Source organism: Pseudomonas sp. A6 (assembly GCF_052367875.1).
Classification (GTDB): domain Bacteria; phylum Pseudomonadota; class Gammaproteobacteria; order Pseudomonadales; family Pseudomonadaceae; genus Pseudomonas; species Pseudomonas citronellolis.
Window position 1 is genome coordinate 1,832,890 of record NZ_CP198970.1, and the last position, 26,266, is coordinate 1,859,155.

Here is a 26,266-nt window from a genome sequence, read left to right on the forward strand (position 1 = left end):
GCGAGAGTGGATGTGAGCAAGCGAGCCTATAACTTCTGCGCAGGTCCAGCTGCGCTTCCCACCGAGGTGCTGGAGCGCGCCCGCGAAGAGCTGCTCGACTGGCAGGGCAAGGGCCTGTCGGTCATGGAGATGAGCCACCGCAGCGACGACTACGTGGCCATCGCCGAGAAGGCCGAGCAGGACCTGCGCGACCTGATGGGCGTGCCGTCGAACTACAAGGTGCTGTTCCTCCAGGGCGGCGCCAGCCAGCAGTTCGCCGAGATTCCGCTGAACCTGCTGCCCGAAGACGGCGTGGCCGACTACGTGGAAACCGGCATCTGGTCGAAGAAGGCCATCGAGGAAGCGCGCCGCTTCGGCAACGTCAACGTGGTCGCCAGCGCATCCAAGTACGACTACTTCGCCATCCCCGGGCAGAACGAGTGGAACCTGACGCCGAACGCAGCCTACCTGCACTACGCGTCCAACGAGACCATCGGCGGCCTGGAGTTCGACTGGATTCCGCAAGTGGGTGACGTGCCGCTGGTGGTGGACATGTCCTCGGACATCCTCTCGCGCCCGGTCGACGTGTCGAAGTTCGGCCTGATCTACGCCGGCGCGCAGAAGAACATCGGCCCGTCCGGCCTGGTGGTGGTCATCGTCCGCGAAGACCTGCTCGGCCGCGCCCGCAGCATCTGCCCGACCATGCTCAACTACAAGGTCGCCGCCGACAATGGCTCCATGTACAACACCCCGGCCACCTATTCCTGGTACCTCTCCGGCCTGGTCTTCCAGTGGCTGAAGGAGCAGGGCGGCGTCGAGGCCATGGAGAAGCGCAACCGCGCGAAGAAGGACCTGCTGTACTCCTTCATCGACGCCAGCGATTTCTACACCAACCCGATCCAGCACAGCGCCCGTTCCTGGATGAACGTGCCGTTCCGCCTGGCCGACGAGAAGCTCGACAAGGCCTTCCTCGCCGGCGCCGACGCCCGCGGCCTGCTCAACCTCAAGGGCCATCGCTCGGTGGGCGGCATGCGCGCCTCCATCTACAACGCCCTGGGCCTGGACGCCATCGAGGCCCTGGTGGCCTACATGGCCGAGTTCGAGAAGGAGCACGGCTGATGAGCGACGCTGACCAGCTCAAGGCTTTGCGCGTACGCATCGACAGCCTCGACGAGAAGATCCTCGAGCTGATCAGCGAACGCGCCCGCTGCGCCACCGACGTGGCGCGGGTGAAGATGCAGTCCCTGGCCGAGGGCGAGAAGCCGGTGTTCTACCGGCCCGAGCGCGAGGCCTGGGTGCTCAAGCACATCATGGAGCTGAACAAGGGCCCGCTGGGCAACGAGGAAGTGGCGCGGCTGTTCCGCGAGATCATGTCTTCCTGCCTGGCCCTGGAACAGCCGCTCAAGGTCGCCTACCTCGGCCCCGAGGGCACCTTCACCCAGGCCGCGGCGCTCAAGCACTTCGGCCATGCGGTGATCAGCACGCCGATGGCGGCCATCGACGAAGTGTTCCGCGAAGTGGCCGCCGGCGCGGTGAACTTCGGCGTGGTGCCGGTGGAGAACTCCACCGAAGGCGCGGTGAACCACACCCTCGACAGCTTCCTCGAACACGACATGGTGATCTGCGGCGAGGTCGAGCTGCGCATCCACCACCACCTGCTGGTGGGCGAGAACACCAAGACCGACAGCATCACCCGCATCTATTCCCACGCCCAGTCCCTGGCCCAGTGCCGCAAGTGGCTGGACGCGCACTACCCGAACGTCGAGCGCGTGGCGGTGCCGAGCAACGCCGACGCCGCCAAGCGGGTGAAGAGCGAGTGGAACAGCGCGGCCATCGCCGGCGACATGGCGGCCAGCCTGTACGGCCTGGACAAGCTGCACGAGAAGATCGAGGACCGCCCGGACAACTCCACGCGCTTCCTCATCATCGGCAGCCAGGAAGTGCCGCCGACCGGCGACGATAAGACCTCGATCATCGTCTCCATGCGCAACAAGCCCGGCGCGCTGCACGAGCTGCTGGTGCCGTTCCACACCAACGGCATCGACCTGACGCGCATCGAGACCCGCCCGTCGCGCAGCGGCAAGTGGACCTACGTGTTCTTCATCGACTTCGTCGGCCACCACAAGGACCCGCTGATCAAGGACGTGCTGGAGAAGATCAACAGCGAAGCCGTGGCGCTGAAGGTGCTGGGCTCCTATCCCAAAGCGGTACTCTAACAAGTGGCTGGAAGCCGGAAGCTCGAAGCTGGAAGTTGGAGTCGCGCGGTCGCTTCCAGCTTCAAGCTTCCAGCTCTCGGCTTTCAGCTCCAGCGGAGCTGAAAAAATGTCTTGCGACTTCCTCGCCCTGGCCCAGCCGGGCGTACAGAAACTCTCGCCCTACGTGCCGGGCAAGCCGGTGGACGAACTGGCCCGCGAGCTGAGCCTGGACCCGGCGAAGATCGTCAAGCTGGCCAGCAACGAGAACCCGCGGGGCCCCAGCGCCAAGGTGCTGGAAGCGATCCGCGGCGAACTGGCGGAAATGACCCGCTATCCCGACGGCAACGGCTTCGAGCTGAAGAGCAAGCTGGCTGCCCGCTGCGGCGTTTCCACCGCCGAGGTGACCCTCGGCAACGGCTCCAACGACATCCTCGACCTGGTCGCCCGCGCCTACCTGGCCCCGGGCCTGAACGCCGTGTTCAGCCAGTACGCCTTCGCCGTCTACCCGATCTCCACCCAGGCCGTTGGCGCCGAGGGCAGGGCGGTGCCGGCGAAAGACTGGGGGCATGACCTGGAAGCCATGCTGGCGGCCATCGACGCCAACACCCGCGTGGTCTTCATCGCCAACCCGAACAACCCCACCGGTACCTGGTTCGGTCCGGACGCGCTGGAGCAATTCCTCTCCCGCGTGCCGGAAAACGTCCTGGTGGTGCTGGACGAGGCCTACATCGAGTACGCCGAGGGCGACGAACTGCCCGACGGCCTGGCCTACCTGGCCCGCTACCCGAACCTGCTGGTCTCGCGCACCTTCTCCAAGGCCTACGGCCTGGCTTCGCTGCGTGTCGGCTACGCTATCTCCTCGGCGCAGATCGCCGACGTGCTGAACCGCGTGCGCCAGCCGTTCAACGTCAACAGCCTGGCCCTGGCCGCCGCCTGCGCTGCGCTGGACGACGCCGAGTACCTGGCCGAAGGCAAGCGCATCAACGACGCCGGCATGCAGCAGCTGCAGGACGGCCTGCGCGCCCTGGGCCTGGCCTGGATTCCGTCCAAGGGCAACTTCCTCGCCGTCGACCTGCAGCGCGACGCTGGCCCGGTCTACCAGGCCCTGCTGGCGGAAGGCGTGATCGTCCGTCCGGTGGGCGGCTACGGCATGCCGCAGCACCTGCGCATCTCCATCGGCCTGCCGGAAGAGAACGCACGTTTCCTCGAAGCGCTGGCCAAGGTGCTCGCCCGTGCCTGAGGTGACGCCACGCAAGCTCCGCCGCCTGGTGGTGGTGGGGCTGGGCCTGATCGGCGGCTCCTTCGCCAAGGGGCTGCGCGAGAAAGGCCTGTTCGAAGAAGTGGTCGGCGTCGACCGCGACCCGCAGACGCGCCGCCTGGCGGTGCAGCTGGGCGTGGTCGACCGTTGCGAGGAGAGCCTGCGCGAAGGCTGCCGCGACGCCGACGTGATCCAGCTCGCCGTGCCGATCCTGGCCATGGAGAAGGTGCTGGTGGAACTGGCCACCTTCGACCTCGGCCATGCCGTGCTCACCGACGTTGGCAGCGCCAAGGGCAACGTGGTGCGCGCGGCCAGGGCCGCCTTCGGCGAGATGCCGGCGCGCTTCGTTCCCGGCCATCCCATCGCCGGCTCCGAGCAGAGCGGGGTAGAAGCGGCCAACGGCAAACTGTTCCGCCGTCATAAAATCATCCTCACGCCGCTGGATAATGCCGATGCGGACGCGGTCCGGTGCATCGAGGCGCTGTGGCGCGAGCTGGGCGCGGACGTCGAGCTGATGGAAGTCGAGCACCACGACGAAGTGCTCGCGGCCACCAGCCACCTGCCGCACCTGCTGGCCTTCACGCTGGTCGACTCGCTGGCCAAGCGCAGCGAAAATCTGGAAATCTTCCGTTATGCCGCCGGCGGCTTCCGCGACTTCACGCGGATCGCCGGCAGCGACCCGACGATGTGGCACGACATCTTCCTTGCCAACCGCAAGGCGGTGCTGCGCATCCTCGACGTTTTCCGCGACGACCTCGACGCTCTGCGCGAGGCCGTCGATGCAGGGGACGGGCAGCAACTGATGGGCGTCTTCACCCGCGCCCGCGTCGCCCGTGAACATTTCAGCAAAATCCTGGCCCGCCGGGCCTATGTGGACGCCATGCACAACAACGACCTGATTTACCTGGCCCAGCCGGGTGGCCGCCTGTCCGGGCGCGTACGCGTTCCGGGCGACAAGTCCATCTCCCACCGCTCGATCATGCTCGGCTCCCTGGCCGAAGGCACCACCGAGGTGGAAGGCTTCCTCGAGGGCGAGGACGCCCTGGCCACCATTCAGGCGTTCCGCGACATGGGCGTGGTCATCGAAGGCCCGCACCACGGCCGCGTGACCGTCCACGGCGTCGGCCTGCACGGCCTGAAGCCGGCGCCGGGCCCCATCTACCTGGGCAACTCCGGCACCTCCATGCGCCTGCTCAGCGGCCTGCTGGCGGCGCAGCCGTTCGACAGCACCCTGACCGGCGACGCCTCGCTGACCAAGCGTCCGATGAACCGCGTGGCCAAACCGCTGCGCGAGATGGGCGCGGTGATCGAGACCGCCGCCGAAGGGCGCCCGCCACTGACCATCAAGGGCGGCCAGAAGCTGACCGGCATGCACTACGACATGCCCATGGCCAGCGCCCAGGTGAAATCCTGCCTGCTGCTCGCCGGCCTCTACGCCGCCGGTGAAACCTCGGTGACCGAGCCGGCGCCGACCCGCGACCACACCGAGCGCATGCTGCGCGGCTTCGGCTATCCGGTGGAGGTGGAAGGCAGCACCGCCAAGGTCGAAAGCGGCCACAAGCTCAGCGCCACCAACATCGAAGTCCCGGCGGACATCTCCTCCGCGGCCTTCTTCCTGGTCGCGGCGAGCATCGCCGAAGGTTCGGAGATCGTCCTCGAACACGTCGGCATCAACCCGACCCGCACCGGCGTGATCGACATCCTCAAGCTGATGGGCGCCGACATCACCCTGGAGAACCAGCGTGAAGTGGGCGGCGAGCCGGTGGCCGACCTGCGCGTGCGCTCGGCCAAGCTGAAAGGCATCGACATCCCCGAGGACCTGGTGCCCCTGGCCATCGACGAATTCCCCGTGCTGTTCGTCGCCGCCGCCAACGCAGAAGGTCGTACCGTGCTGCGCGGCGCCGAAGAGCTGCGGGTGAAGGAGTCCGACCGCATCCAGGTCATGGCCGACGGCCTGCTGGCCCTGGGCGTGAAATGCGAGCCGACCCCGGACGGCATCATCATCGACGGCGGCGCCTATGGCGGCGGCGAAGTCTGGAGCCACGGCGACCACCGCATCGCCATGTCCTTCAGCGTGGCCTCGCTGCGCGCCTCGGCGCCGATCCGCATCCACGACTGCGCCAACGTCGCCACCTCCTTCCCGAACTTCCTCGGCCTGGCCGCGGGCGCAGGCATCCGTGTGGCGGAGGAGGGCAACTGATGGCCGCTCCCGACTTCTCCGCGGCCTGGCCGGTGGTCGCCATCGACGGCCCCAGCGGCTCCGGCAAGGGCACCGTGGCCGGCATCCTGGCCAAGCGCCTGGGCTGGAACCTGCTGGACTCCGGCGCGCTGTACCGCCTGCTGGCCTTCGCCGCCGGCAACCACGGCATCGACCTGACCAACGAGGAAGCCCTCAAGGTCCTGGCCGCACACCTGGACGTGCAGTTCACCCACGCCAAGGGCGGCGAGGGCCAGCACATCATCCTCGAAGGCGAAGACGTCACCGACACCATCCGCACCGAACAGGTCGGCGCCGGCGCCTCCCAGGTCGCCGCGCTGCCGGCGGTGCGCGACGCCCTGCTGCAACGCCAGCGCGCCTTCCTCGAAGCCCCGGGCCTGGTGGCCGACGGCCGCGACATGGGCACCGTGGTGTTCCCCGACGCGCCGCTGAAGATCTTCCTCACCGCCTCGGCCGAGGAGCGCGCCCGCCGCCGCTACCTGCAACTCAAGGGCAAGGGCGTGGACTGCGACATGGCCGCGCTCACCGAGGAAATCCGCGCCCGCGACGAACGCGACAGCCAGCGCAGCGTGGCCCCGCTGAAACCAGCCGAAGGCGCCATCGTGGTGGATTCCACCAGCATGAGCATCGAGGCGGTGGTGGACAGCATTCTTGGTGAAGTCGAGAGGCTCGGTCTGACCGACTGAGGCCTGGGAATCCTTCAGCTGCGGCAGATTTCGGCGCCATGTGGTTGAAGATGTTTCTGAGGATGATTCCTCTTGATGCTGAGGACGTTTCTTCTAGAGACGTCTTGCCCAGGCTGCCAAACTTCCGCGCTGTTCAATAGCGCCCGCTCGACCCGAGCGGGCCGTGAATAGCGTGGAGGCCCCTTGTCCGACAGTCCCGTCCCCGCCGCACTGCATTCCTCGCAGGGCGCGTGGGTCCAGTTGTTGCTCGCACTGACCCGGCGGGAAATCCTGGCGCGCTACCAGGGCGCCCTGCTCGGGCGGTTGTGGCTGCTGCTGTCGCCGTTCCTGCTGCTGGCGGTCTATACCTTCGTCTTTGGCCAAGTGCTCAAGTCACGCTGGGGTGCGGAGCAAAGCACGGCCTCCTTCGCCTTGACGCTCTTCGTCGGGCTGTTGCTCCACGGCATGCTGGCGGACAGCCTGTCCCGCGCGGTCACGGTGATGCACAACCACCGCAACCAGGTGAAGAAGCTGGTCTTCCCGCTGGAACTCCTGCCGCTTTCGCTGGCCCTGTCCGCCCTGTCGAACGCCGTCATCGGCTTTCTCGTACTGCTCCTGCTGATGCCCTGGCTCGGGCAACCGCTGGGCTGGAGCATCCTCTACCTGCCGTTGGTCCTGCTGCCCTTCGTGCTGTGCGTGTGCGGCCTCAGCTGGATCATCGCCGTGTTCGGCGCCTATTTCCGCGATACCAGCCAGTTCATCCAGTTTCTTCTCGTATTGCTGCTGTTCCTCAGTCCGGTGTTCTACCCCGTGAGCGCCTTGCCGGAAGCCTTGCGCCCCTACCTGTTGCTCAATCCGCTGAGCGTTCCGGTGGAAGCGGTGAGGGCCTGCCTGTTCGGCATGCCGATGCCGCCGATGGGCGTCCAACTGGGTTATGCCGCCATCGCCTGTCTGTTGGCGGTACTGGGCTGGCTGTGGTTCCGGCGTATGAAGGACGGTTTCGCCGATGTCCTCTGAACCGCTCGCCGACACCGTGCCGGCGGTCGTTGCCGATGCCCGCCCGCTGGGGCAGATGCTCATCGAGCGCGGCCTGTGCAACGCCCAGGAGCTGGAGCGCGCGCTGGAACTGCAGGCCAGGATCGGCGGGCGCCTTGGGGCGCTATTGCTGCGCTCGGGCGGTGTTTCGGAGGCGGCCCTGCTGGAAGTGCTCGCCGAACAACTGCGCATGCCCTTGGTGGGCGTGGACCTGGAGTCCCCCGGCAACGCCGAGTTGCTGGCTTTCCTCGAAGCGACCTCCATCGGTGTGGAATGGTTCGTCGCCGAACAGGTGGTCGTCTGGAACGATGCCCAGGGCGGCCTGCTGGTCGCTTCCCGTGACCCGATGGCGTCCTTCGTCCTGGAGGTCCTGCGCTATTTCCATCCCGGACAGCCTCTGCGCACGGTGCTGTGCCGTTCCCAGGATCTCGACGCCTGGCTGGAGCTGCTCAAGGAGCGCCTGCAGCAGGAGAGCCGCGAGGGGCTGCGCTTCGCCTCCGATGACATCCGCCAGCTGCGGGAAATGGCGGAGGAGGCGCCCATCGTCGAACTGGTCAACAACGTCATGAGCCAGGCGGTGGAGAAACGCGCTTCGGACATCCACATCGAGCCGCGCGAATTCAATTTCCATATCCGCTTCCGCATCGATGGCGTCCTGCAATCGCAGCTGAGCCTGCCGCGGGAGCGCTTCGCCGCGGTGGTCTCGCGGATCAAGCTGATCTCCGCCATCGACATCGCCGAACGGCGCCTGCCCCAGGACGGGCGGATGAGCACCAGAGTGGGCGGGCAGGATATGGACGTCCGCGTTTCCACGCTGCCCGGGGTGCATGGCGAGTCGGTGGTGATGCGCCTGCTGCCCAAGGCCCGCGAAGGTCTGCGCCTGGACCGCCTGGGAATGCTGGCGGACCACTTGGAACTGATGCGCGCCTGGATCGCCGAGCCCCACGGCATCGTGCTGGTCACCGGCCCGACCGGCTCCGGCAAGTCGACGACCCTCTACGGCACGCTCGAGGCCATCAACGACGGCATCCGCAAGATCATCACGGTGGAGGACCCGGTCGAGTACCAGGTGCCGAACATCACCCAGGTCCAGGCCCACGCCGACATCGGCCTGACCTTCGCCGCCGCCCTGCGCTCAATCCTGCGCCAGGACCCGGACGTGATCATGATCGGCGAGATACGCGACCTGGAGACGGCGGAGATCGCCGTGCAGTCGTCCCTCACCGGGCACCTGGTGTTCTCCACGCTGCACACCAACGATTCGCTCAGCGCTTTCACCCGCCTGATCGACATGGGCATCGAGCCGTTCCTGGTCGCCTCGCCGGTACGCGGCGTCCAGGCCCAGCGCCTGGTGCGCACTCTGTGCCGGCATTGCGCGGAGCCCTGCGAGCCCGGCCTGGCGGCAGAGGACAAGGCCGCGCTGGACGCGGCGATCCAGCGCCTCTACCCCGGGCAGGCACCGAACTGGCTCCGCGCGAAGGGCTGCGAGCAGTGCCAGGGCACGGGCTATCACGGGCGGCTGGGAATCTACGAGATGGTGGACGTCGGCCCCGAACTGCAGGCGCTCATCCTGCAACAGGCTCCCGTCGAACAGATGCGCCGGCTGGCGGCCAGCCAGGGCTTCCGCAGCATGCGCGAAGACGGCTTCATCAAGGCCTGGCTGGGCCTGACCTCGCTGGACGAGGTACATCGGGTCACCAGCGGTTAACGGCATGCGCTTCGAATACCAGGCAGTGGACCGGCAAGGCCGGCGTTGCAGCGGTGACCTCGATGCTGGTTCTCACAGCGACGCGCTTCGCCAGCTGGAGGCACAGGGCCTGACGCCTCTGAGCCTGGAGGCGGGCCAGCGTGCGCCGCAACCCGGGCGCCGGCGCCTGCGCGCGGAAGAACTGAACATGGCGCTGCACGAGCTGGCGACCCTGCTGGCGGCGGGCGTCGCCCTGGCCGACGCAGTCTCCGCCCAGGAGCGCTCGAGCAGCCATCCACGTCTCTGCGCGGCGCTGCAGAGCATGAGCGAAGGTCTGCGCCAAGGGCGTTCCTTCCCTCAGGTGCTGGAGAAAGCCGGCTTGCCCCTGCCACGTTACGCCTACCAGTTGGTGGCGGCGGGCGAGATGACCGGCAACCTGGCGGCGGCGCTGCGGGACTGCGTGACGCAGATGGAGTACGAGCGGCGCACCCGCGAGGAAGTGCGCAACGCTCTGATCTACCCGAGCGTGCTGGTGCTCAGCGGAATCGGGGCGGTCATGGTGATGTTCGTCTTCGTCGTGCCCAAGTTCGCCAACCTGCTGGAGCACGCCGACAAGCTGCCTTGGCTGGCCTGGGCAGTGCTCAGTGCCGGCGTCTGGAGCAAGGCCAATGCCTTGCCGTTGCTGCTCGCCGGCCTGCTGCTGGGTGCCCTGGGGCTGCCGTTGGCCAGGAGCGAGAAGGTTCGCGGCCGCTTCCTCAACGGCTTGTTGCGTTTGCCATTGCTCGGCGACTGGCTGTTGCAAGCGGAGATCGCCCAGTGGGCCAAGGTCCTCGGCACCCTGCTGGGCAACCGCGTGGCGCTGGTCGAGGCCCTGCGCCTGGCCAGCGCGGGCGTGCGCATCGGTCTGCAACGCGAGCTGCTGGAAAGGGTCACCCAGGACGTCAGGGGCGGAACTTCCCTGTCCGAGGCATTGGAACTGCGCAGGGCGATCACCGCCACGGGCGGCAACCTGGTGCGCGTCGGCGAAAGGTCCGGGCGCCTGGCCGAGATGCTCGACAGCCTCGCCGAACTCTACGAGGGACTGGGGCGCTCACGGATGCGCAAGGTCCTGGCGCTGATCGAGCCGCTGGCGATCCTGCTGATCGGCTCGCTGTTCGGCGTGATCATCACCGGTGTGGTGCTGGCCATCACCAGCGCCAACGACATTGTGTTCTGAAAAAGGGGGAGTGGATGCGCGACGGGCATGAGGGAAGAGGACCCCGGGAGGGGAACAGGAAAGTGCCGGCGCCGGGACGCGAGCGCGGCTTCACCCTGCTGGAAATGATCGTGGTGCTGGTGATCATCGGGCTGCTCATGGGGCTGGTCGGGCCGCGCCTGTTCAGCCAGGCCGACAAGGCCAAGGTGCAGACCGCGGATACCCAGGTGAAGATGCTCAAGGGCGCGCTGATGACCATGCGCCTGGACATCGGCCGCCTGCCCAGCGAACAGGAGGGGCTGGCCCTGCTCAACGCGGCGCCTGCGGACGAGCGGATCAAGGCCTTCTGGAAAGGCCCCTATCTGGACGGCGGGGTGCCGCTGGATCCCTGGAACCGTGCCTACGTCTACAGCAATGCGCCCAGTGCTGAACAGCCGTTCTCGCTGTACAGCCTGGGCGCCGACGGGCAGCCTGGCGGGGAAGGGGAGAATGCGGACATCGGCTTCCTGCCCCGGCAATGAGCGCTGCGGCGGTTTCACCCTGCTCGAACTGCTGGTGGTGCTGGCCCTGGTCGCCGCGGTGGGCGCCGTCGTCATGCCCAACCTGCTGAACATGCAGGAGGCCTGGCGTCGTCGTGTCGACCTGCAGGACATCGCCAACCAGCTGCAGACGCTGGGCTACCGGGCCCGGCTGGAAGCCCGGCAGACCCTCATCGGGCCGGCTGGCGTCGAGCCGCCGCAGATGCTGAAGCTGCCCCAGGGCTGGACGCTGAGCGCAAGCGCGCCCGTCATCTACCTGGCCAATGGCGTCTGCCTGGGGGGGACGCTGGAGTTGCGGCAGGGGGATGTCGCTCGGCAGTTGCAACTGGTTCCGCCGCAATGCCTGCCGGAGTTCGTCCAGTGAAGCGCGGGCGGCAAGCCGGTTTCACACTGCTGGAAGCGGTGGTCGCCCTGACGCTGCTGGCTGTGGTGGGCAGCGCGCTGCTGGCCTGGCTGGGGACGGGCTTCCGCAGCCTGGAGCGAATGAACGAGGTTCAGCGCCGCATCGATGCGACCCGCACCGGCCTGGCGTTTCTCGAGGGGCTCAACCCGATGCTCCAGCCGAGCGGCAGCGCCGCCCTTGGAAGCTACCGGCTGGACTGGGAGAGCCGGCTTCTCGCCGCTCCGCGCCCCGTCGTCAGCCGCTACAGCGGCCACCCGGGTCCCTTCGACAGCGCCCTGTATCGCGTCCAGGCGACACTGTTCGGCGAGGACCTACCGCCGCTGCCCTTGAGCCTGGAACTGGCGGGGTACCGGATGGCCCGCCTGCCGGACGGAGGGGCCGCGCCATGAGCCGACGCATTCCGGGAGGACGGGAGCGGGGCTTCACCCTGCTGGAGCTCATCGTGGTCCTGTTGCTGGCGGCGATGGTCACCACCCTGCTGATGCAGGGTATGGACTATGTCTCGCGGGCCAACGACAGCTTTCTGCGCCAGGGCGAGTCGCGGCAACTACGCGTGTTGGCCTTCGGCTGGTTCGACGACGCGATAGCGCAGCTGGCTGCGCCGGCCAGGGGAGATGCGCCGGCCCGTTTCCGCGGCGATCCGCTCAGCTTCGAAGCCGTCTCCCTGGCCAGCGCCGAACGTATCGAAGGCGTCCCGGTGCCCTTTGCCTTTCGCCTGGAACGGCTTGGCGAGCCGGGCCGGGAGCGGACCGCGATGATCTACGTGCGCCGGTTGCAGGCCAGCCGCTGGCCACTGCTGGAACTGCAGGGGCCGGCGCATTTCCTTTATCGCGACGAGCAGGGAGCTTGGCATGACAACTGGCCGCCCTTGCCGGTGCTGGCCGACAGCCTTCCCGCGGCGGTGGCGTTGAACGCGCCCGCGGAGCGCCTGTTCCGCCTGGCCAGGGTCGCGACGCCGCTTCGACGGGTGAATGCGGATGCGGACTGAGCGTGGCTTCGTGCTGGTCGGCGTCATCTGGTTTCTCGCCATCATGACCTTGGTGGTGGCCTCGGCCGTGACCTGGATCGAACGCTCGCTGGACGGTATCGAAAAGGAGCGTCAGGGGTTGCTGCGCGACATGACGGAACGCTCCATGCTCAGCCGGCTGACCTGGCTGGCATCGACCCAGCGCTTGACCCTGGCCGGATTGACCACACCCGACAGCCCGGCTCCGAGCCTTGCCGACATGGATATGTCGGTCCTGCCGGTAGGGGCCGAGCTGGCCCTGGATGGCCGCGAATACTGCCTGGCCAACGGCTGGTGCTTCGCCTTCGTCGACCGCGCATCGCGTCTTGGCCTGGAACAGGCCCCGCCGGCGGCCTTGGCCTCGTTGCTGGAAGGGCTGGGGATAGCGCCGGAGAGGATAGCGCCAATGCTGGCGGAGCTTGCCGGCCATTTGCGTGGCCCACCGGGTAGCGCCGTGCTGCGCAGCCTGCATGCCCCGCAGGAAGTCTTCGTCCTCGACAGCTGGCGCCCCTGGGAGGCCGCGTTGCGGGCTGCCGGCTGGGAGGAACTGGTCACGGTCGGCGAGCCGTCCCTGAACGTGAACACCGCCAGCGGCCAGCTCCTGCGCCTGGCCTGGCGGCTGCCGGAGGACAGCCTGGCGCTGTTGCTCGCGGCGCGCCATGAGCGGCCGTTGCGGGGCGTGGGCGACCTCGAGGGCGTGTTGGGCATGTACCTGCAGCAATTACCCGCGGAGAACTGGTCGCGCCTGGCCAGTGCCACCCTGTTCATCCGCCTGCGCCCCGCGGACGCCGTGGCGCGTTACGAATACCAACTGCGATTCGAGAGCGACGACCTGCAAGGGTCGCCCTGGCAATTTCTGCAACGGAGGTCCCTGCCGCGCAATGTCCCCATCACCGACACAGCGCCCATCCATCATGAGGCGCCTGGACTGCTTTCCGCCCCGCTTGTGGCAAGCCCATGACGCGGATGGCTCGCCCTGCCTGGAGTGGCGGCGCCAGCCCCATGGTCTGGGGCGGATGCTCCGCACGCAATGGGTCATCGAGCGTTCGCAATGCCTGTACCGCTGCCTGGACCTGTCCCATGTGCCGGCCAGCGGGAGGGCCCAGGCCCTTGCCCTGAAGCTCGCCGGCCTGTCTCCGTTCCGCTTGCCGGGGCACTACGCGGTCTGGCGCGACGGCTGGGTGCAGCTGTGGCTCTGGGACGAACAGCAGCGCCAGCGGCTCGCCGAAGCGCAACAGGCTGCGTCCGGCTGCCTCTGCCTGCCGGAAACCCTGCTGCAGGCTCCGCCGGCGACGACGCCGGAGCCAAGTGTTCGCCTGGTGAGCGTCCAGGACGGTGTGGACCTGCAGGTCTGGCGGGCCGGCGTGCTGCGGGCGAGCGTCTTCCAGGATGGCCTGCCGCTGTCCGCGATGGCCTGGCAGGCAGTGCGAGGGGTTCCCGGCGTACGCCTGCCCGAGCGGCTGGAAGAAGAGGTGCCGGCCTGCCTCGAGCGTCCCTGGGCCTCCGGCGCCAGTCTGGTAGGACGGGACTGGGAGCGCTGGTTGCCCTATGGCCTGGCGGCCACCCTGCTGGCGGGCAGCGCTTTCAACCTGACGCAGGGGGCGCAATGGTGGTGGGCCGAGCGCGGCCTGGCGGGGCAGCAGGTCGCGCTGGCCCAGCAGGTCGAGCCGGTGCTGGCGGCACGTACTCGGGCCATGCAGGCCGAGAGCGAAATCCAGGCTCTGCTGCGCTTGCGGGATGCACCCTCGCAGGTCGAACTGCTGGGCACCGTGGCGGGGCTGCTGCCGGAGGATAGCCGCCTGCTGAGTTGGCGTTTCCGGGAACACACGCTGGAACTACTCATCCAGAGCAATCGCGCGGATCCGCGGTTCTTCGTCCAGCGGCTGCAGGAGGGCGGCAGGTTCCAGGATGTCCGGGTCGAACCCTCGCCCAGGGGCGATGGCCTGCAACTGGCCATGAACATTCGGCAGGGGGAATAGATGGACGCTCGATTGCAAGAGGTTTTGCCTCACTGGTCCCGGCTGCGCGAGCAGTGGCGGGAACAGCCCCGCCTGCGCCTGGCGGGATGGATGATCCTGGCGCTGCTGGTCGTGCATCTGCTGTTGCTGGGCAGCGACTGGCGCGACGCCCGCAGTCAGGCGTTCGAGGAATCGGCCAGGCGCCTGGCGCAGATGCGCGCGCTGGCCGCCCAGGAACACTGGCCGGACCGTGCCGTCCAGGCGGAAGACGTACGTAGCGCATTGCGCATGCGTTTGTGGCAGGCGCAGAACCCCTCGTTGGCCAGGGCCGATGTGCAGGCCTGGCTGGATGCACAGGCCAGACAGAGCGGCTTGCAGGATGCACGCATCTCGGTGTTGCCACCTCTGGACTTCGACAAGGAAGGCATCGGTGCCAGGGTCCAGGCACAAGTGCGCGGACGCTTCGAGCCGAAGAGTTTCGGCCACCTGTTGCATGCGCTGGAAACGGCGGAGCACTGGGTGAGCATCGACGCCCTCGAGTTGAACGACCGCGGCTCGCCGTCGGTGAACCTGCAACTCACCTTCCATTTTCGTCCGAACGCAACGCCCCCTTGAGCGGATGAGCGCGGAAGGCCCTGATTCGGAAGGACATTCAGGCCATTCAGGTGCTGCCGATCGTTCGCAGTCCCAGGTTGGGAAACTTCCTTCATGGAAAGCGGCAAAGGCAGCATTTCTGTAATGACAGAATCCCGCCTTCAACTTGCTTCGAATGCACCTTTCCCTAGCGGTATCGATTCATCGGTTTCCTATGACTTCCTCCTTTCCCTTCCGATTGGCCTGGGCGGCGCTTGCCGGCGGCGTCCTGCTGGCGCTGCTCTGGCAGCCACAGGCAGCCATACCCGAGGCTCCGGCTGAGACTGCGCAGTGGCGGCTACCGGAGGTCCGGCCTGTCTCTCGCAATGCCAGCATCCCGGCGCAGATTGCTGGCATGTCCTGGTGGGGGAGCGCCAGGGAGGAGGCCGAGAAAGCACACTCGGCGCGCATCAGCCTGGACGAGCAGGGCGTGGCCCGGGTCAAGGTCCAATGGCTGTTTCGCGGTGTGGTCGCCGAGGGTGGACAGCGTTTCGCCCTGATCGCCAAGGATGCCGCCGCGCCGCTGTTGCGCTATGCCCCGGGCGACCAGCTACCGGGAGGCGAACGCCTCGAACGGATCGCAGGGCAGGGCATTCGTTTCTCGCTGTCCGAGGATGGCGCAACACAGGACTTTGAAAGGAAACTCTATGCCCCCCTCGAATAACGCCCTTGCGGCCTTTCCCCCGCACCCGCTGTTGCTCGCGATCTGTCTGGGACTGCTGGGGGGCTGTGGTAAGACGCAGTTGCAATTGCCCGCGCCCTTGCTGGAGCCGCGCCAGGCCATGGAGGAGAACATGCCGCAGGAGGGGGCCGAGGGAACGGTGCAGCGCCCGCAGCAATCGGCGGGGCCGCAGGTGAGCCTGACGCCAGCACCTCCCGCCGGGCCTGTGGGTGGGCTGGTGGACAAGGCTGATCGCCTGGTGCTCGATGACAAGAACGCCGACCTGCAGGTGAGCGTCGAAGACGTCGCCCTGCCGGGCTTCATCAACGAAGTCTTTGGCAACCTGCTGGCGTTGTCGTTCGAGATCGACGACAACCTGAAGAAACGCAACGACCGGGTCACCCTGCGCTTGGAGCAGGCGCAGACCCGGCAGACGGTCTATGACATCGCCTCGCAGGTCATGGCCAATTACGGCGTAGAGATCGTCAAGCAGGGTGGCATCCTGCGCTTCCAGGTCAAGCAGATCGGCCTGAGCCCCGAGGAGCCGCCGATCCTCGTCAGCGGCGAAGCGCTTCCCGATGTGCCCAACGCCTACCGGCCCGTGTTCCAGTTCATACCCTTGCACAACGTCGATCCCAAGGACGTGATTCCCTGGTTGAACAATGCATACGACAAATCCGGGCTGTCGGCCTCTGCGGACAATCCGCGCGGCGGCCTGATGCTCAAGGGGATGGCATCCCTGGTCAAGCAGGCGGTGCAGGCCGTGCGGCTGCTCGACCAGCCGTTCATGCGGGGGCAGCACAGCTTGCGCATCGACCCGGCATTCATCACCTCTGCGGAGATGGCCAAACAACTGAAGACTCTGCTCGAGGCCCAGGGTTACAGCGTTGGCATCGGTGAGGCCTCCGGCAGCGTCGTGCTGGTGCCGCTGGAAAGCTCCAATGGCCTGATCGTGTTCTCCAGCCAGCGTTCGCTGCTGGACCTGGCCCGAGACTGGGCCGGACAGGTGGATCGCGTCCCCCTGGCCAGCGCGGTGGATTCCGCCGGGGCTGGGGCGGAAAGCGAGGGATTGTTCTTCTACGAAGTGCGTAACACCCGCGCCACCGAAGTGGCTCGCTCGCTGCGGGCGCTGGTTTCCGGTCCGGCGGGCAGTGGTGCCTACGGGTTGACGCCGGGCTTGGGCAGCAGCGCTTCGAGCCGGGCCGCAGCGGCCTCTGGCAACAATGCCGTACTGTCACGCTCGGCGTCGGGACGTGGCAGCGGCGACATGGGGGGCGGCCAGTCCGGTGTCGCTCCGCTTGTCCGCCTTGCCGGGGCTCAGGCCTTGTTGTCGGGCGGCAGTAGCAGCCTGATGGATAGCCTGGCGGCTGGTGTGTCGGGCAGCGGCACCATCGTCGAGGACGAGAACCGCAACGCCATCCTGTTCCGAGGCCCGGCCAGGGTCTGGCAGCAGATGCAGACGCTGCTGCGGCAACTGGACAAGCCGGCGCGCCAGGTGTTGATCGAGGTGACTGTCGCCAGTGTGACGCTGAGCGACAACCAAGAGGCGGGCCTGGAATGGTCCTTGCTGAGTGGGGCGGCGAATTCCGGCTCCAAGTTCTCTCGTGAAATATCTGCAGGGAAAGAGGGCTTCAAATACCTGATCAATACGGCCGGTGGCACGAAGGCGACACTGACCGCGCTGGCAAGTGACAAGCGGACTCGGATCCTCGCCACCCCACGGATTCTGGTGAAAAGCGGAGAACAGGCCAACATCAATGTCGGTACCGACATTCCGGTCGTAACCGGGCGGCAAACCGACGGCAGCAATACCGGCGGGAACTCCAACCTCCTGCAGTCCATCTCTTATCGTTCGACCGGCGTCATCCTCAACGTCTCTCCTGTCGTCTATTCGAACAACCGGGTGGACCTGACTGTCAGCCAGGAAGTCAGCGATGGCGGTGGAACTGGGTCTTCTGGTAGCGAAGGTGGCGATATTTCTTCTCCCCCGATCAAGCGTACCTCGTTGGAAACTTCGCTGACCCTGCAGAGTGGCGGCTCCATTTTCATGGGGGGGTTGATCAACGAGAACGAGGCGGACAGTAATGATGGCGTCCCTTGGCTCAAGAACCTGCCGGTTCTGGGATATCTGTTCGGCAAACAGACCCGGAACACCTCCAAGGATGAGGTGGTGATGCTTATCCAGCCTTACGTCATCGACGGAGCGGAAGAGGCCAGAGAGGTCACTGAGAAACTTCGTCGGATGATTGAGCCGGCGCTCGGTTGCGAGAAGTCCTTGGCTGAATGCCGCCGCCTGTAGCCAGGCGGCATCTTCGGACGGGCAGAGCTGGTCATCCACGAGCGCTTGCCCTCCCTCTCATTTGGCATTCCGAGGGGACTCCGCAGGGGCGGGGCCCCTTTTGCCGCGATGCTTCGATTCGGGCTGCAGACCCCGCATCGCATTCTCACCCCCCACCGCCAATTGGCCTCGTCCTTCTTCCATAACCCTCTTCCTACAGCGTGGGGAAAGGGCTGCTTCCATTGCATCGCACAATGGTTGCAACTTCGGCGCTGTTTCGGTTGGCGGAGAGGATTGTTGAAATTGCTGAATATAAATTTTCGAATTTTCTTAGGGTTTTAATTTCTTGCCCTGTAGGTATTTTCCATATTTTTGCTATTTGGGGGTTTGCGGGGTGTGGCCCGTTGTTTTGAGGAAGTTCCGAATATATAACGCTGCCTGAAGCTGATGCTGAATTTTGTGTTGGCTTGCGCTGTTCCAATATTCAGTCAGATATGGCTGTAAGTAGTGGGATGGTGCGAAGTAAGTCATATGGCTATAGGCAGTTTCCCCAGTTCTGACTGGCCCGGAGCGGCTGGCCAGGGAGCGGCGAACCGTTCCTGGAGTGGAGCCCGATATGGCCTTTCCACTTTGGGTATATATGGCCCGTATGTAATTTGCCGTCGGCAACCCAGTCGTTCGGCTGGATGGAAATACTAGAAAAAGTTAGGAGCTTGAAAAATGTTGAAAAGAACACTGCTGAGCGCGGCTATTGTCTCTGCCATGTTCGCGGGCGCGGCCAATGCCGGCGTGGTCAGCATCGTTGTTGGTGAGAGTTCCAACGGGACAGTTCTTCAGAACTCTCCGGGGGCCGAAGATCAATATGCTCCGGGCCAGTCGAACTACAAGGCGGGTGTGAGTATCGAGACTGGGGCGAACTACACCAGCCGCGCCGCCAACATCACCATCGCCCAGGAAGTCTTCGGCAACCTCTCCGAAACCACCCAGTTCGACCTTCCCGACCTCAAGTACGCCATCGACCTGGTCAAGGCCGTCAACGTTGCACCCGGCCACACCATCAAGCTGACCCTGGATCGTACCGTGGCGCAGTTCGCCAACACGATCAGCCCCAACCAGATCCAGATCGGTACGTTGGCCGCCGGCGAAGGTTTCACCATCACCAGCGGCACCGGCGTCAACACCCTGAGCCTGACACTGGACACCACCGGTGCCGAGGAAATCAAGAAGGCGGCAGCTGATAACTCCATCGTTCACTTCAACTTCCGCACCAACAGCACCGCCGGCCTGCAACCGGGGCGGATCGATCGCCTGCGCGCCGCCCTGCAAGGTGATACAACCTTCCTGAGCCAGTCCAACGTCAGCATGCTGGACGACCCGCTGAACGAGCGCCGTTTCAACGTGACCGTTTCCGCACAGCTGGATACCACCACCGGCCCGAACGGCGGCGACGCAAAGAACAACGACTCCGCTCCGCCGCTGATGGTATTCACCTCCCTGCCGGCAGTCTATTGGGATGTCCTTAATACCAACGTCTGGGGACAGTACCAGGTTCTCCACTCGCTGGACCTGGCCAACCAGGACAAGAGCTTCGACACTTCCGTTTCCGTGCAGCCGGAAGTGACCGATCCGAACAACTACGGCACCAACTACGCCCGTCTGGGCAGCGTGCGCCTTGGCGTCAACCAGGATGTGCTCAACGAAGACGGTCGCAACGTGTTCGGCTTCAACGGCAGTGACAAGCTGCACAGCTACATCAGCGGCAACTTCAGCGGCATCGAGTCCGTGGCTCTGACCATCGCCAACTGCCAGGCCTACGCCAACGGCACTGCCGCCGCCGACCAGATCGCTCACTCCTGGACCGGTGAGGCCCTCAAGCCCAATCCGGGGTCCAATGGCACGACCAAGCTGCCGCTGGAGCTGGTGAATGGCGACGTCAACCAGACCTACAACATCTGTGTGAAGTCCAGTGGCGCCGACCCCATGGTCGCCCAGCAGAGCTTCGTCGTAGGTCCGCTGAGCATCGACTTCGGTAACGTCCGTTATGTCGACCGGGTGATCAATGGTGGTGAGATCGACCACTTCTGGAAGAGCAGCTGCGTTGCCAGCCTGTTCAACCTGCCGGCCGCCAACAACGCCGATGCGTTCTTCATCCGTCTGACCAATACCAGCGACAGCGGTCGTGCCGGCAAGGTCCGCGGCGTGCTGTTCGACCAGAACGGCAAGCGTTATCCGGAAGTCGGCAGCGCCTATATCGTCGACCAGAGCGGCAAGGAGGCTCTCCAGGCCCACGAAACCGGTGTTTACAGCGTGGATCAGGTCGCTTCCGCCTTCGGTGTCAACGGTGCCGACTGGAACGGTGTAGGTGGCCGTGCCCGCCTGGTGCTGGAAGGCGAGTTCCCCACCTGTGAGGCGCTCGGTCTGATCCGTACGCCGAACGGCACCCTGGTGAACATGACCTCCACCACCCAGGGCAACTTCAATGGCGACTCCGGTCCGTCCTCCACTGTCAACCATCGCGGTGGCAACAACCGCAACTGATCTCTGGCCCAGGCCATGAGGTTGTGGAGAGGCGGTGTGAACCGCCTCTTCACTTTTGCTTTTCGAGGCATGACGTTTTCACTGGTGTTGCGATGAAAGTGTTGGTGACAGGCGGGGTAGGTTTCATTGGCTCCCACGTGGTCGTTCACTTGCTGGAATGGGGGGCCGATGTCGTTGTCCTGGACAACCTGGCCAACAGCTCCCTGGCCATTCTCGACAAAATAGAAGTCCTGGCCGGCAAGCCCCTGTGTTTCGTGAAGGGGGACGTTCGGGATATCTCCCTGCTTCGGGAGCTGTTCGCCGAGCACGCCATCGATGCCGTTATCCATCTGGCTGGGCTGAAGTCCGTGGCGGAAAGCGTAAGGCTGCCGCTGGATTATTACTCCACCAATGTCGGCGGCATCCTGGCGTTGCTGGAGGCGATGGCGGAGGTGGGAATTCATCGCGTGGTTTTCAGTTCGTCCGCCACTGTGTATGGCGACCCCGAAAGCGCTCCTGTTGCCGAGACGCATCCGGCGGGGCGTGCGGTCAACCCCTATGGCCGAAGCAAGTTCTTCGCCGAGGAAGTGATCAAGGATTTCGCCGCCACCGATCCGCGCTGGGCGGTAGCGATACTGCGCTATTTCAACCCCGCTGGCGCGCATGCCAGCGGCCTGATCGGCGAAAACCCCAAAGGCCAGCCGAACAACCTGCTGCCCATCGTTGGCCGTGTCGCTGTGGGCCAGCAGCCGGTCGTGGGGATATATGGAAATGACTACCCCACGGCAGATGGTACGGGGGTACGCGACTATGTGCATGTTTGCGACCTGGCCCAGGGACATGTGCAGGCCCTGGATTATCTCCTCCGGCATGCCGGCGTCCGTGTTTGGAACATGGGGGTGGGCCGGGGATATTCGGTTCTGGAGGTCCTGAGGGCGTTCGAAGCGGCATGCGGCAAGCCGATACCCTACGAGGTTCGTGACCGTCGCCCGGGAGATATCGCGGAAAGCTGGGCGGATGTCGCCAAGGTCGAGCGAGAGCTGGGCTGGAAGTCCCGCAAGGACATCGGGCAGATAGTGGCCGATGTCTGGCGTTGGCAGACGTCGGGCCTGGAAACATGATGCTTTCAGGCCAGCCTGGTGCGTGCAACCTTGGCTTCCGGCGGCTGGCGCTGGTTTCCAACCAGGCTTTCTCGATCGTCAATTTTCGCGGCGAACTGATTCGCGACATGGTCGCCAGGGGCGTGGAGGTCTATGCCTTCGCTCCCGACCATGACGAACACAGCAGAAGGCAGATTCGCCAGTTGGGCGCAATGCCGGTCGAGGGCTACATCGGGCGCAGCGGCATGAACCCGTTCGTCGCATTGTGGGCGATCGTGAAAACGGCGTGGCGGCTTCGTTCCTTCAGAGTCGATGCCGTTTTCAGCTACTTCCCCATGCCGGTGATCCTTGGCGGGCTGGCCGCCAGGTTGGCCGGGGTTCGCATCATCTACTCGATGATCGAGGGCGCGGGCTACGTCTTTTCTGACGTGGGTGCATCGAGCCCTGCCAGGGGGATGTTGCGTGGCCTCGTACGGGGGCTCTATCGCCTCACCCTGAAGTCATCCCGGCGGGTTTTCCTGCTCAATGGCGATGACTACGCACTCTTCGTGCATGGAGGCCTGGTGGCGGCGGAGAAGGTCGTGCTGTTGCCGGGCATCGGTCTGGATTTAACGCATTTCCTACCCTCGCGGCCGCCGGTGAGTCCGGTCGTTTTCATCTTCGTCGGTCGCCTTCTGCAGCAGAAAGGTATCCAGGACTTCGTCGAGGCCGCCCGCTCGCTGAAGGCCGAGCACCCCGAGATTGAATGCATCGTTCTTGGCGACACGGACGTGAACCCGGACTCCATCCGGCAAGAGGAAATCCACCGCTGGAGTGAGGAGGGTTCGGTACGCTGGGTCGGCTGGGTGAGGGATGTGCGGGGGTGGCTGAACGAATCCAGCGTCCTGGTGCTGCCTTCCTATTACCGCGAAGGCATTCCCCGCTGCATCCAGGAAGCAATGGCGCTGGGGCGTCCCGTGATCACCACTGACTGGGTGGGCTGCCGGGAAAGCATCGTCGATGGCGTCAACGGTTTTCTCGTGCCGATCCGCAGCCCCAAGGCCCTGACGCAGGCGATGGCTCGTTTCATCCATGACCCCCAGCTCATCCTGCGGATGGGAAGGGAGAGTCGGCGTATCGCCGAAGCACGTTATGACGTTCGTGAAATCAACAGGAAAGTGCTGGCGAGCATGTAATGGCCGGCCAATGGTAGCGAGATGAATGTTGCGCAACGCCCCATGATCCAGGTTTCCGGACTTGGGAAGTGTTTCCATCTGTTCGACAGCTCCGGCAAGCGTTTCTTGCAGGTGCTTTTGGGCAACCGCTTCAGTTTTCATCGCGAGTTCTGGGCCTTGCGCGACCTATCACTACAAGTAGCGGCGGGAGAGGTCGTTGGCATCATCGGTCGCAATGGTTCCGGAAAGTCGACCTTGCTGCAGATCATCGCAGGGACCTTGCGTCCATCCCGGGGCAGGGCGCAGGTCCATGGCCGGGTGGCCGCTTTGCTGGAGTTGGGGATGGGGTTCGATCCGGAGGAAACCGGAAGGAACAACGTAATCTTCAATGCCATGTTGCTGGGCATGACGAAGGACGAGATAGCCGGGAAACTGGAGGCGATCATCGCTTTCGCGGACATAGGCGAATTCATCGATCAGCCGGTCAAGACCTATTCGAGCGGCATGTATGTCCGCCTGGCCTTCGCACTCAATGCCCATGTCGATGCCGACGTGCTGATCATCGACGAGGCCCTTGCCGTCGGCGATGCCGCTTTCCAGTTCAAGTGCCTTGGTAGGCTGGATGCACTGCTGGCTCGAGGCGTCACGATATTGCTGGTGTCCCATGATGCGCAATTGATCAAGGGCTATTGCAGTCGGGCTGTCTACCTGAAGGATGGCCTGGTTGCATTCGATGGCGATTGCGAAACGGCTTGCGAACTCTATCAGCGCGATAGCCAGGCCGGAGCGGCATCAGCAGAAGGAGGAGAGGACGATACCTCTCTTCCTCTTGGCCTCGAGGGCATGGCGTTCGGCAATGCCAAGGGGCGGATTCTGCAACTGCGCCTGGGAGTCGCCGGAGAGTGGCGTCAAGCGTTCGACAGCGGCGAACGAATCGTTGTCGAGGTGGTGGCCAGGCTGTTCCAAGCGGTGTCGAGGCCCAGGATCACTGTGGTCCTTCGTGACCTGCGCGGATACAACCTCTACGCGTTCAATAATGCGCACCAGGGTATCGAGCTGCCGGTGGGTGAGGATGGACTCGTGCATGCCCGTATCAGCTTCGCTGGCGATCTGCAGGCTGGCGACTATGCCCTGACCGTGCGTCTGGACGATGCGTTGACGGATGAGCTTTGCGAACTGCTGGACAAGCAGGTGAACGCCGCGATTTTCCGGATCAACAACCCCATCAAGCGTTTCGATGCCGTGGTCAACCTGCACGGTTCCTTCGAGTTGCCCCACGCATCATGACCCAGTCATTCCCTGATCGCCCCTCTTCCGATTTCTGCGTAGTTTTCGTTACGCATGGCGGGATACTCGAGTACAAGGCCGCATTGCTGGCGACCTCTTTGAGAGCCCGGTTTGGAGAAAGTGTCCCGATACTGGCTGCCCTGGCCACTCCCGCGTCGTCCTGGGGGGCTCTCAGTCAGGCCTCGCGCAGCCTGTACAACCGCCTTGCCATCCCTCTGCGAGAAATCGAGAACCCTTTCGGCCCCGAATACCCCATAGGTAACAAGTTCGCCGCCCTGGCCTTGGGGGAGGGGTATGGGCATACCCTGTTTCTCGATTCGGATATGTACTGCCTGCACGTCCCTGATATCGATACGCTTCGCCAGGCCGATGCGGCCCTGAAACCGGCGGACGTGGCCTTGGTGCCCACCGATGATGGCTATTGGAGGCAACTGTACGGAGTGTTGGGGCTCGATCTCCCGGAAGTGCGGGTGCTCACCAGTCATGGCCAGGAGGTCATGCCCGGATATTTCAACGCCGGATTCATCTGGGTACGCGATGCCGAGCGGTTTGCCGCTTGCTGGCTACGGGTGGCCAAACTCCTCGCCGAGGCGCCGGAAGTCGAGCACAAATGGCCCTGGCTGGACCAGTTGGCGCTGCCGATCGCCCTGGCGCAATCGCAGATGCGGACACGCTCTCTCGATGAGCGCTACAACTTTCCGTTGCACCTGAAACCTTTGCGCAAGCCGGGCAGCAGGCCCTTCCTCTGCCACTATCACGATCTGCCGGTGCTGGCTCGTGAGCCTGAATTGCTGCGGGACCTGCACGGGCTCCAGCAGCGTTTCCCCGAACTGACCGAGGTGCTCCGGCAATCTGTGGATGTCCAGGCATATTCTCCCGCCTGGTTCGCTGGGTTGGGCACAGGTCCGTCTCTGGAGCGCGACGGGCGTGACCTATTGATCACCGGCCTGCCGCGCAGCGGTACCAGCTACCTGTGCCGGCTGCTATCGGAACGTCGGGATACCGTGATCATCAATGAGCCCGCTGAAGTATTTCCTGTGCTGACGGCTGGTGCTACCCCGTGGGGCATACCACGGCTGTATGGCGAACTACGCCGTGATCTGCTGGCGGGGCTGTCCGTGCCGAACAAGCACGTGGAGGGGCGCCTGGTAGACGACACCGCCCGTGAGGGCGACCGTCGGCAGCCCTATCGCGTGCAACTCCAGGGCGCGTCCTTCACCCTGGGTACCAAGAATACCCTGGCCTACCTGTCACGTCTGCCGGGCCTGCTCCGGGCTATGCCCGACGCCACTTGCATCGCGCTCATCCGTCATCCCTACGACAGCCTGTCTTCCTGGAAGCGGACCTTCGAGCACCTGCGCACGGCGGCGGTGCAGACACAACCGATTGGTCATCCGGACGATCCCGGATTGAGCGGTTGGCAGCGCAAGATGCTCCGGGAGGTCATGGCTTGCGACTACCTACCTGTGCGCCGGGCGCTATGGTGGCGCTATCTCGCTTGCCAGCTGTTGGAGATGGAGGCACACCTGCGCTGGACGCGATACGAGGATTTGATCAGCAAGCCGTCCGACATGGTTGACTGCCTGTTGGGCAGCGCACCTTTGCCTGAACTGGTTCCGTTGCCTTGCCTCGGTGACGAGATGGACGAGCGCGAGCGTGATCTGGTCGCGGCCGTGGTGAGCGATGTTGCCGAGAGTCTGCGATATGTGCTTTGAACGCTCTTCCGATACAAAGGGCTCCAAGGTGCATGGGACAGTTTCCGCACTGCCGGAGATCAGTCTGGTGGGTGTGTTTCATAGGGAAGGCATACGGGCCCAATGGAGCCTCTGGTCATTTCAGCGCATGCGCCGATGGGCTGCATTCCATGGCCTGTTGGTGCAACTGGTGGCAGTCCTCGACCGTCCTGACGGAAATACCCGGCGGATAGTCGGCGAGCATCCGGCGTTGCTGTCGACGGATCGGCTGCTGGAGGTCGAGCACGGCGACCTGTCCCAGGCGCGCAATGCCGGCGTATGCCTGGCGGATGGAGAGTTCTTGGGCATATTCGATGGCGACAGCTATTGCAGTGCCAACTGGCTGATAGAGGCGCTGGGCGTGGTGCGGCGTTGTGGAGGCCAGGTGGTCGTACACCCCGAATATCTCCTGCATCACGGGCAGGTGTTCTCCTACACGCGCTGCATCGACCAATTGGTGGATACCTACAACCCGGAGAACTGCTTCAAGCATTATCCGTGGGGCGCCACGGTCTTTGCCCGCCGCGATGTGTTCGAGGCCGTTCCCTACCAGCCGGTGGCCACCGAGCAGACTGGGTTCGCTTTTCCGGACTGGCACTGGGGGTTGGAGATCATCGCTTCCGGCCGCCTGCATACTTTGGCCGTGGGTACCGCGGCCTTTTGTCGTGGAATGCCCGAGACGTTTCCCTCTCTGTGCAAGGGGATGGCCAGTGTACTCAGGCCGGGCGCCTTCTTTTCCAGTCGCCTGCCAGAGGTTCGTTGAAG

23 protein-coding genes are annotated in these 26,266 nt (G+C 64.8%); all 23 read left to right on the forward strand.

What is annotated here, in order from left to right; all coding sequences use genetic code 11:
* The first annotated feature begins 12 nt into the window (after positions 1-12).
* The 23 genes from serC to ACTWJ5_RS08455 all read left to right on the forward strand — a co-directional run bounded on the left by serC (position 13) and on the right by ACTWJ5_RS08455 (position 26,264).
* On the forward strand, positions 13-1,098 hold the full coding sequence (serC, locus tag ACTWJ5_RS08345) for a 3-phosphoserine/phosphohydroxythreonine transaminase (protein WP_261746734.1): 1,086 nt from the start codon (positions 13-15) through the stop codon (positions 1,096-1,098).
* On the forward strand, positions 1,098-2,195 hold the full coding sequence (pheA, locus tag ACTWJ5_RS08350) for a prephenate dehydratase (RefSeq protein WP_061560995.1): 1,098 nt from the start codon (positions 1,098-1,100) through the stop codon (positions 2,193-2,195). Before serC ends, pheA begins: the two co-directional genes overlap by 1 nt.
* A 106-nt stretch (positions 2,196-2,301) precedes the next feature.
* The gene (hisC, locus tag ACTWJ5_RS08355) at positions 2,302-3,414 is read left to right on the forward strand and encodes a histidinol-phosphate transaminase (RefSeq protein WP_444438131.1); all 1,113 of its coding nucleotides are present in this window, start codon (positions 2,302-2,304) and stop codon (positions 3,412-3,414) included.
* Complete coding sequence (locus ACTWJ5_RS08360; RefSeq protein ID WP_444438133.1) at positions 3,407-5,632, forward strand: bifunctional prephenate dehydrogenase/3-phosphoshikimate 1-carboxyvinyltransferase; 2,226 nt, start codon at positions 3,407-3,409, stop codon at positions 5,630-5,632. Before hisC ends, ACTWJ5_RS08360 begins: the two co-directional genes overlap by 8 nt.
* On the forward strand, positions 5,632-6,336 hold the full coding sequence (cmk, locus tag ACTWJ5_RS08365) for a (d)CMP kinase (protein ID WP_444438135.1): 705 nt from the start codon (positions 5,632-5,634) through the stop codon (positions 6,334-6,336). The genes ACTWJ5_RS08360 and cmk overlap by 1 nt, the downstream gene beginning before the upstream one ends.
* A gap of 183 nt (positions 6,337-6,519) precedes the next feature.
* Positions 6,520-7,332 carry an ABC transporter permease gene (locus ACTWJ5_RS08370; RefSeq protein WP_444438137.1) on the forward strand — a complete coding sequence of 271 codons (813 nt, stop codon included), beginning with the start codon at positions 6,520-6,522 and terminating at the stop codon, positions 7,330-7,332.
* Positions 7,322-9,058: a GspE/PulE family protein gene (locus tag ACTWJ5_RS08375; protein ID WP_444438139.1), complete on the forward strand. Its 1,737-nt coding sequence runs from the start codon at positions 7,322-7,324 to the stop codon at positions 9,056-9,058. The genes ACTWJ5_RS08370 and ACTWJ5_RS08375 overlap by 11 nt, the downstream gene beginning before the upstream one ends.
* 4 nt (positions 9,059-9,062) lie before the next feature.
* Positions 9,063-10,253 carry a type II secretion system F family protein gene (locus ACTWJ5_RS08380; RefSeq protein WP_444438141.1) on the forward strand — a complete coding sequence of 397 codons (1,191 nt, stop codon included), beginning with the start codon at positions 9,063-9,065 and terminating at the stop codon, positions 10,251-10,253.
* A 104-nt stretch (positions 10,254-10,357) separates the two neighbouring features.
* Positions 10,358-10,753 (forward strand): type II secretion system major pseudopilin GspG, encoded by a 396-nt coding sequence (gene gspG, locus ACTWJ5_RS08385; protein WP_058489739.1) that lies wholly within the window; start codon positions 10,358-10,360, stop codon positions 10,751-10,753.
* Positions 10,722-11,135 (forward strand): prepilin-type N-terminal cleavage/methylation domain-containing protein, encoded by a 414-nt coding sequence (locus ACTWJ5_RS08390; protein WP_116425690.1) that lies wholly within the window; start codon positions 10,722-10,724, stop codon positions 11,133-11,135. The genes gspG and ACTWJ5_RS08390 overlap by 32 nt, the downstream gene beginning before the upstream one ends.
* Positions 11,132-11,563, forward strand: a complete 432-nt coding sequence (locus tag ACTWJ5_RS08395) for a PulJ/GspJ family protein (RefSeq protein WP_444438143.1) — start codon at positions 11,132-11,134, stop codon at positions 11,561-11,563. Before ACTWJ5_RS08390 ends, ACTWJ5_RS08395 begins: the two co-directional genes overlap by 4 nt.
* A complete protein-coding gene (locus ACTWJ5_RS08400) occupies positions 11,560-12,162 on the forward strand; it encodes a prepilin-type N-terminal cleavage/methylation domain-containing protein (protein ID WP_444438145.1) in 603 nt (200 codons plus the stop codon). Before ACTWJ5_RS08395 ends, ACTWJ5_RS08400 begins: the two co-directional genes overlap by 4 nt.
* Positions 12,152-13,141, forward strand: coding sequence for a hypothetical protein (locus ACTWJ5_RS08405; protein ID WP_074976209.1), 990 nt, complete (start codon positions 12,152-12,154; stop codon positions 13,139-13,141). The genes ACTWJ5_RS08400 and ACTWJ5_RS08405 overlap by 11 nt, the downstream gene beginning before the upstream one ends.
* A gap of 55 nt (positions 13,142-13,196) precedes the next feature.
* Positions 13,197-14,159, forward strand: coding sequence for a hypothetical protein (locus tag ACTWJ5_RS08410; protein ID WP_253408655.1), 963 nt, complete (start codon positions 13,197-13,199; stop codon positions 14,157-14,159).
* The gene (locus ACTWJ5_RS08415; RefSeq protein ID WP_253408653.1) at positions 14,160-14,753 is read left to right on the forward strand and encodes a hypothetical protein; all 594 of its coding nucleotides are present in this window, start codon (positions 14,160-14,162) and stop codon (positions 14,751-14,753) included.
* Between the two features lie 193 nt (positions 14,754-14,946).
* On the forward strand, positions 14,947-15,435 hold the full coding sequence (locus ACTWJ5_RS08420; protein WP_256514676.1) for a hypothetical protein: 489 nt from the start codon (positions 14,947-14,949) through the stop codon (positions 15,433-15,435).
* A complete protein-coding gene (locus ACTWJ5_RS08425) occupies positions 15,419-17,731 on the forward strand; it encodes a secretin N-terminal domain-containing protein (protein ID WP_444438148.1) in 2,313 nt (770 codons plus the stop codon). The genes ACTWJ5_RS08420 and ACTWJ5_RS08425 overlap by 17 nt, the downstream gene beginning before the upstream one ends.
* Before the next feature lie 873 nt (positions 17,732-18,604).
* Positions 18,605-20,248 (forward strand): hypothetical protein, encoded by a 1,644-nt coding sequence (locus ACTWJ5_RS08430; protein WP_256514678.1) that lies wholly within the window; start codon positions 18,605-18,607, stop codon positions 20,246-20,248.
* Between the two features lie 92 nt (positions 20,249-20,340).
* On the forward strand, positions 20,341-21,348 hold the full coding sequence (galE, locus tag ACTWJ5_RS08435; protein ID WP_256514679.1) for a UDP-glucose 4-epimerase GalE: 1,008 nt from the start codon (positions 20,341-20,343) through the stop codon (positions 21,346-21,348).
* Positions 21,345-22,502 (forward strand): glycosyltransferase family 4 protein, encoded by a 1,158-nt coding sequence (locus ACTWJ5_RS08440; protein WP_370311048.1) that lies wholly within the window; start codon positions 21,345-21,347, stop codon positions 22,500-22,502. Before galE ends, ACTWJ5_RS08440 begins: the two co-directional genes overlap by 4 nt.
* 42 nt (positions 22,503-22,544) lie before the next feature.
* Positions 22,545-23,768: an ABC transporter ATP-binding protein gene (locus tag ACTWJ5_RS08445; RefSeq protein WP_444438151.1), complete on the forward strand. Its 1,224-nt coding sequence runs from the start codon at positions 22,545-22,547 to the stop codon at positions 23,766-23,768.
* Entirely contained in the window at positions 23,765-25,483 is a 1,719-nt protein-coding gene (locus tag ACTWJ5_RS08450; protein WP_444438153.1) for a sulfotransferase, read from the forward strand. Before ACTWJ5_RS08445 ends, ACTWJ5_RS08450 begins: the two co-directional genes overlap by 4 nt.
* Complete coding sequence (locus tag ACTWJ5_RS08455; RefSeq protein ID WP_444438155.1) at positions 25,473-26,264, forward strand: glycosyltransferase family 2 protein; 792 nt, start codon at positions 25,473-25,475, stop codon at positions 26,262-26,264. Before ACTWJ5_RS08450 ends, ACTWJ5_RS08455 begins: the two co-directional genes overlap by 11 nt.
* Positions 26,265-26,266: the final 2 nt, after the last annotated feature.

Bases quoted from the DNA above. Each gene is read 5' to 3' on its own strand.
- ACTWJ5_RS08380 (WP_444438141.1), top strand. From the start codon at position 9,063: ATGCGCTTCGAATACCAGGCAGTGGACCGGCAAGGCCGGCGTTGCAGC.
- ACTWJ5_RS08405 (WP_074976209.1), top strand. From the start codon at position 12,152: ATGCGGACTGAGCGTGGCTTCGTGCTGGTCGGCGTCATCTGGTTTCTC.
- ACTWJ5_RS08425 (WP_444438148.1), top strand. From the start codon at position 15,419: ATGCCCCCCTCGAATAACGCCCTTGCGGCCTTTCCCCCGCACCCGCTG.
- ACTWJ5_RS08445 (WP_444438151.1), top strand. From the start codon at position 22,545: ATGATCCAGGTTTCCGGACTTGGGAAGTGTTTCCATCTGTTCGACAGC.
- galE (WP_256514679.1), top strand. From the start codon at position 20,341: ATGAAAGTGTTGGTGACAGGCGGGGTAGGTTTCATTGGCTCCCACGTG.
- ACTWJ5_RS08375 (WP_444438139.1), top strand. From the start codon at position 7,322: ATGTCCTCTGAACCGCTCGCCGACACCGTGCCGGCGGTCGTTGCCGAT.
- gspG (WP_058489739.1), top strand. From the start codon at position 10,358: ATGATCGTGGTGCTGGTGATCATCGGGCTGCTCATGGGGCTGGTCGGG.
- ACTWJ5_RS08455 (WP_444438155.1), top strand. From the start codon at position 25,473: ATGTGCTTTGAACGCTCTTCCGATACAAAGGGCTCCAAGGTGCATGGG.
- ACTWJ5_RS08415 (WP_253408653.1), top strand. From the start codon at position 14,160: ATGGACGCTCGATTGCAAGAGGTTTTGCCTCACTGGTCCCGGCTGCGC.
- ACTWJ5_RS08410 (WP_253408655.1), top strand. From the start codon at position 13,197: ATGCTCCGCACGCAATGGGTCATCGAGCGTTCGCAATGCCTGTACCGC.
- ACTWJ5_RS08420 (WP_256514676.1), top strand. From the start codon at position 14,947: ATGACTTCCTCCTTTCCCTTCCGATTGGCCTGGGCGGCGCTTGCCGGC.
- hisC (WP_444438131.1), top strand. From the start codon at position 2,302: ATGTCTTGCGACTTCCTCGCCCTGGCCCAGCCGGGCGTACAGAAACTC.
- cmk (WP_444438135.1), top strand. From the start codon at position 5,632: ATGGCCGCTCCCGACTTCTCCGCGGCCTGGCCGGTGGTCGCCATCGAC.
- ACTWJ5_RS08440 (WP_370311048.1), top strand. From the start codon at position 21,345: ATGATGCTTTCAGGCCAGCCTGGTGCGTGCAACCTTGGCTTCCGGCGG.
- pheA (WP_061560995.1), top strand. From the start codon at position 1,098: ATGAGCGACGCTGACCAGCTCAAGGCTTTGCGCGTACGCATCGACAGC.
- ACTWJ5_RS08400 (WP_444438145.1), top strand. From the start codon at position 11,560: ATGAGCCGACGCATTCCGGGAGGACGGGAGCGGGGCTTCACCCTGCTG.
- ACTWJ5_RS08390 (WP_116425690.1), top strand. From the start codon at position 10,722: ATGCGGACATCGGCTTCCTGCCCCGGCAATGAGCGCTGCGGCGGTTTC.
- ACTWJ5_RS08450 (WP_444438153.1), top strand. From the start codon at position 23,765: ATGACCCAGTCATTCCCTGATCGCCCCTCTTCCGATTTCTGCGTAGTT.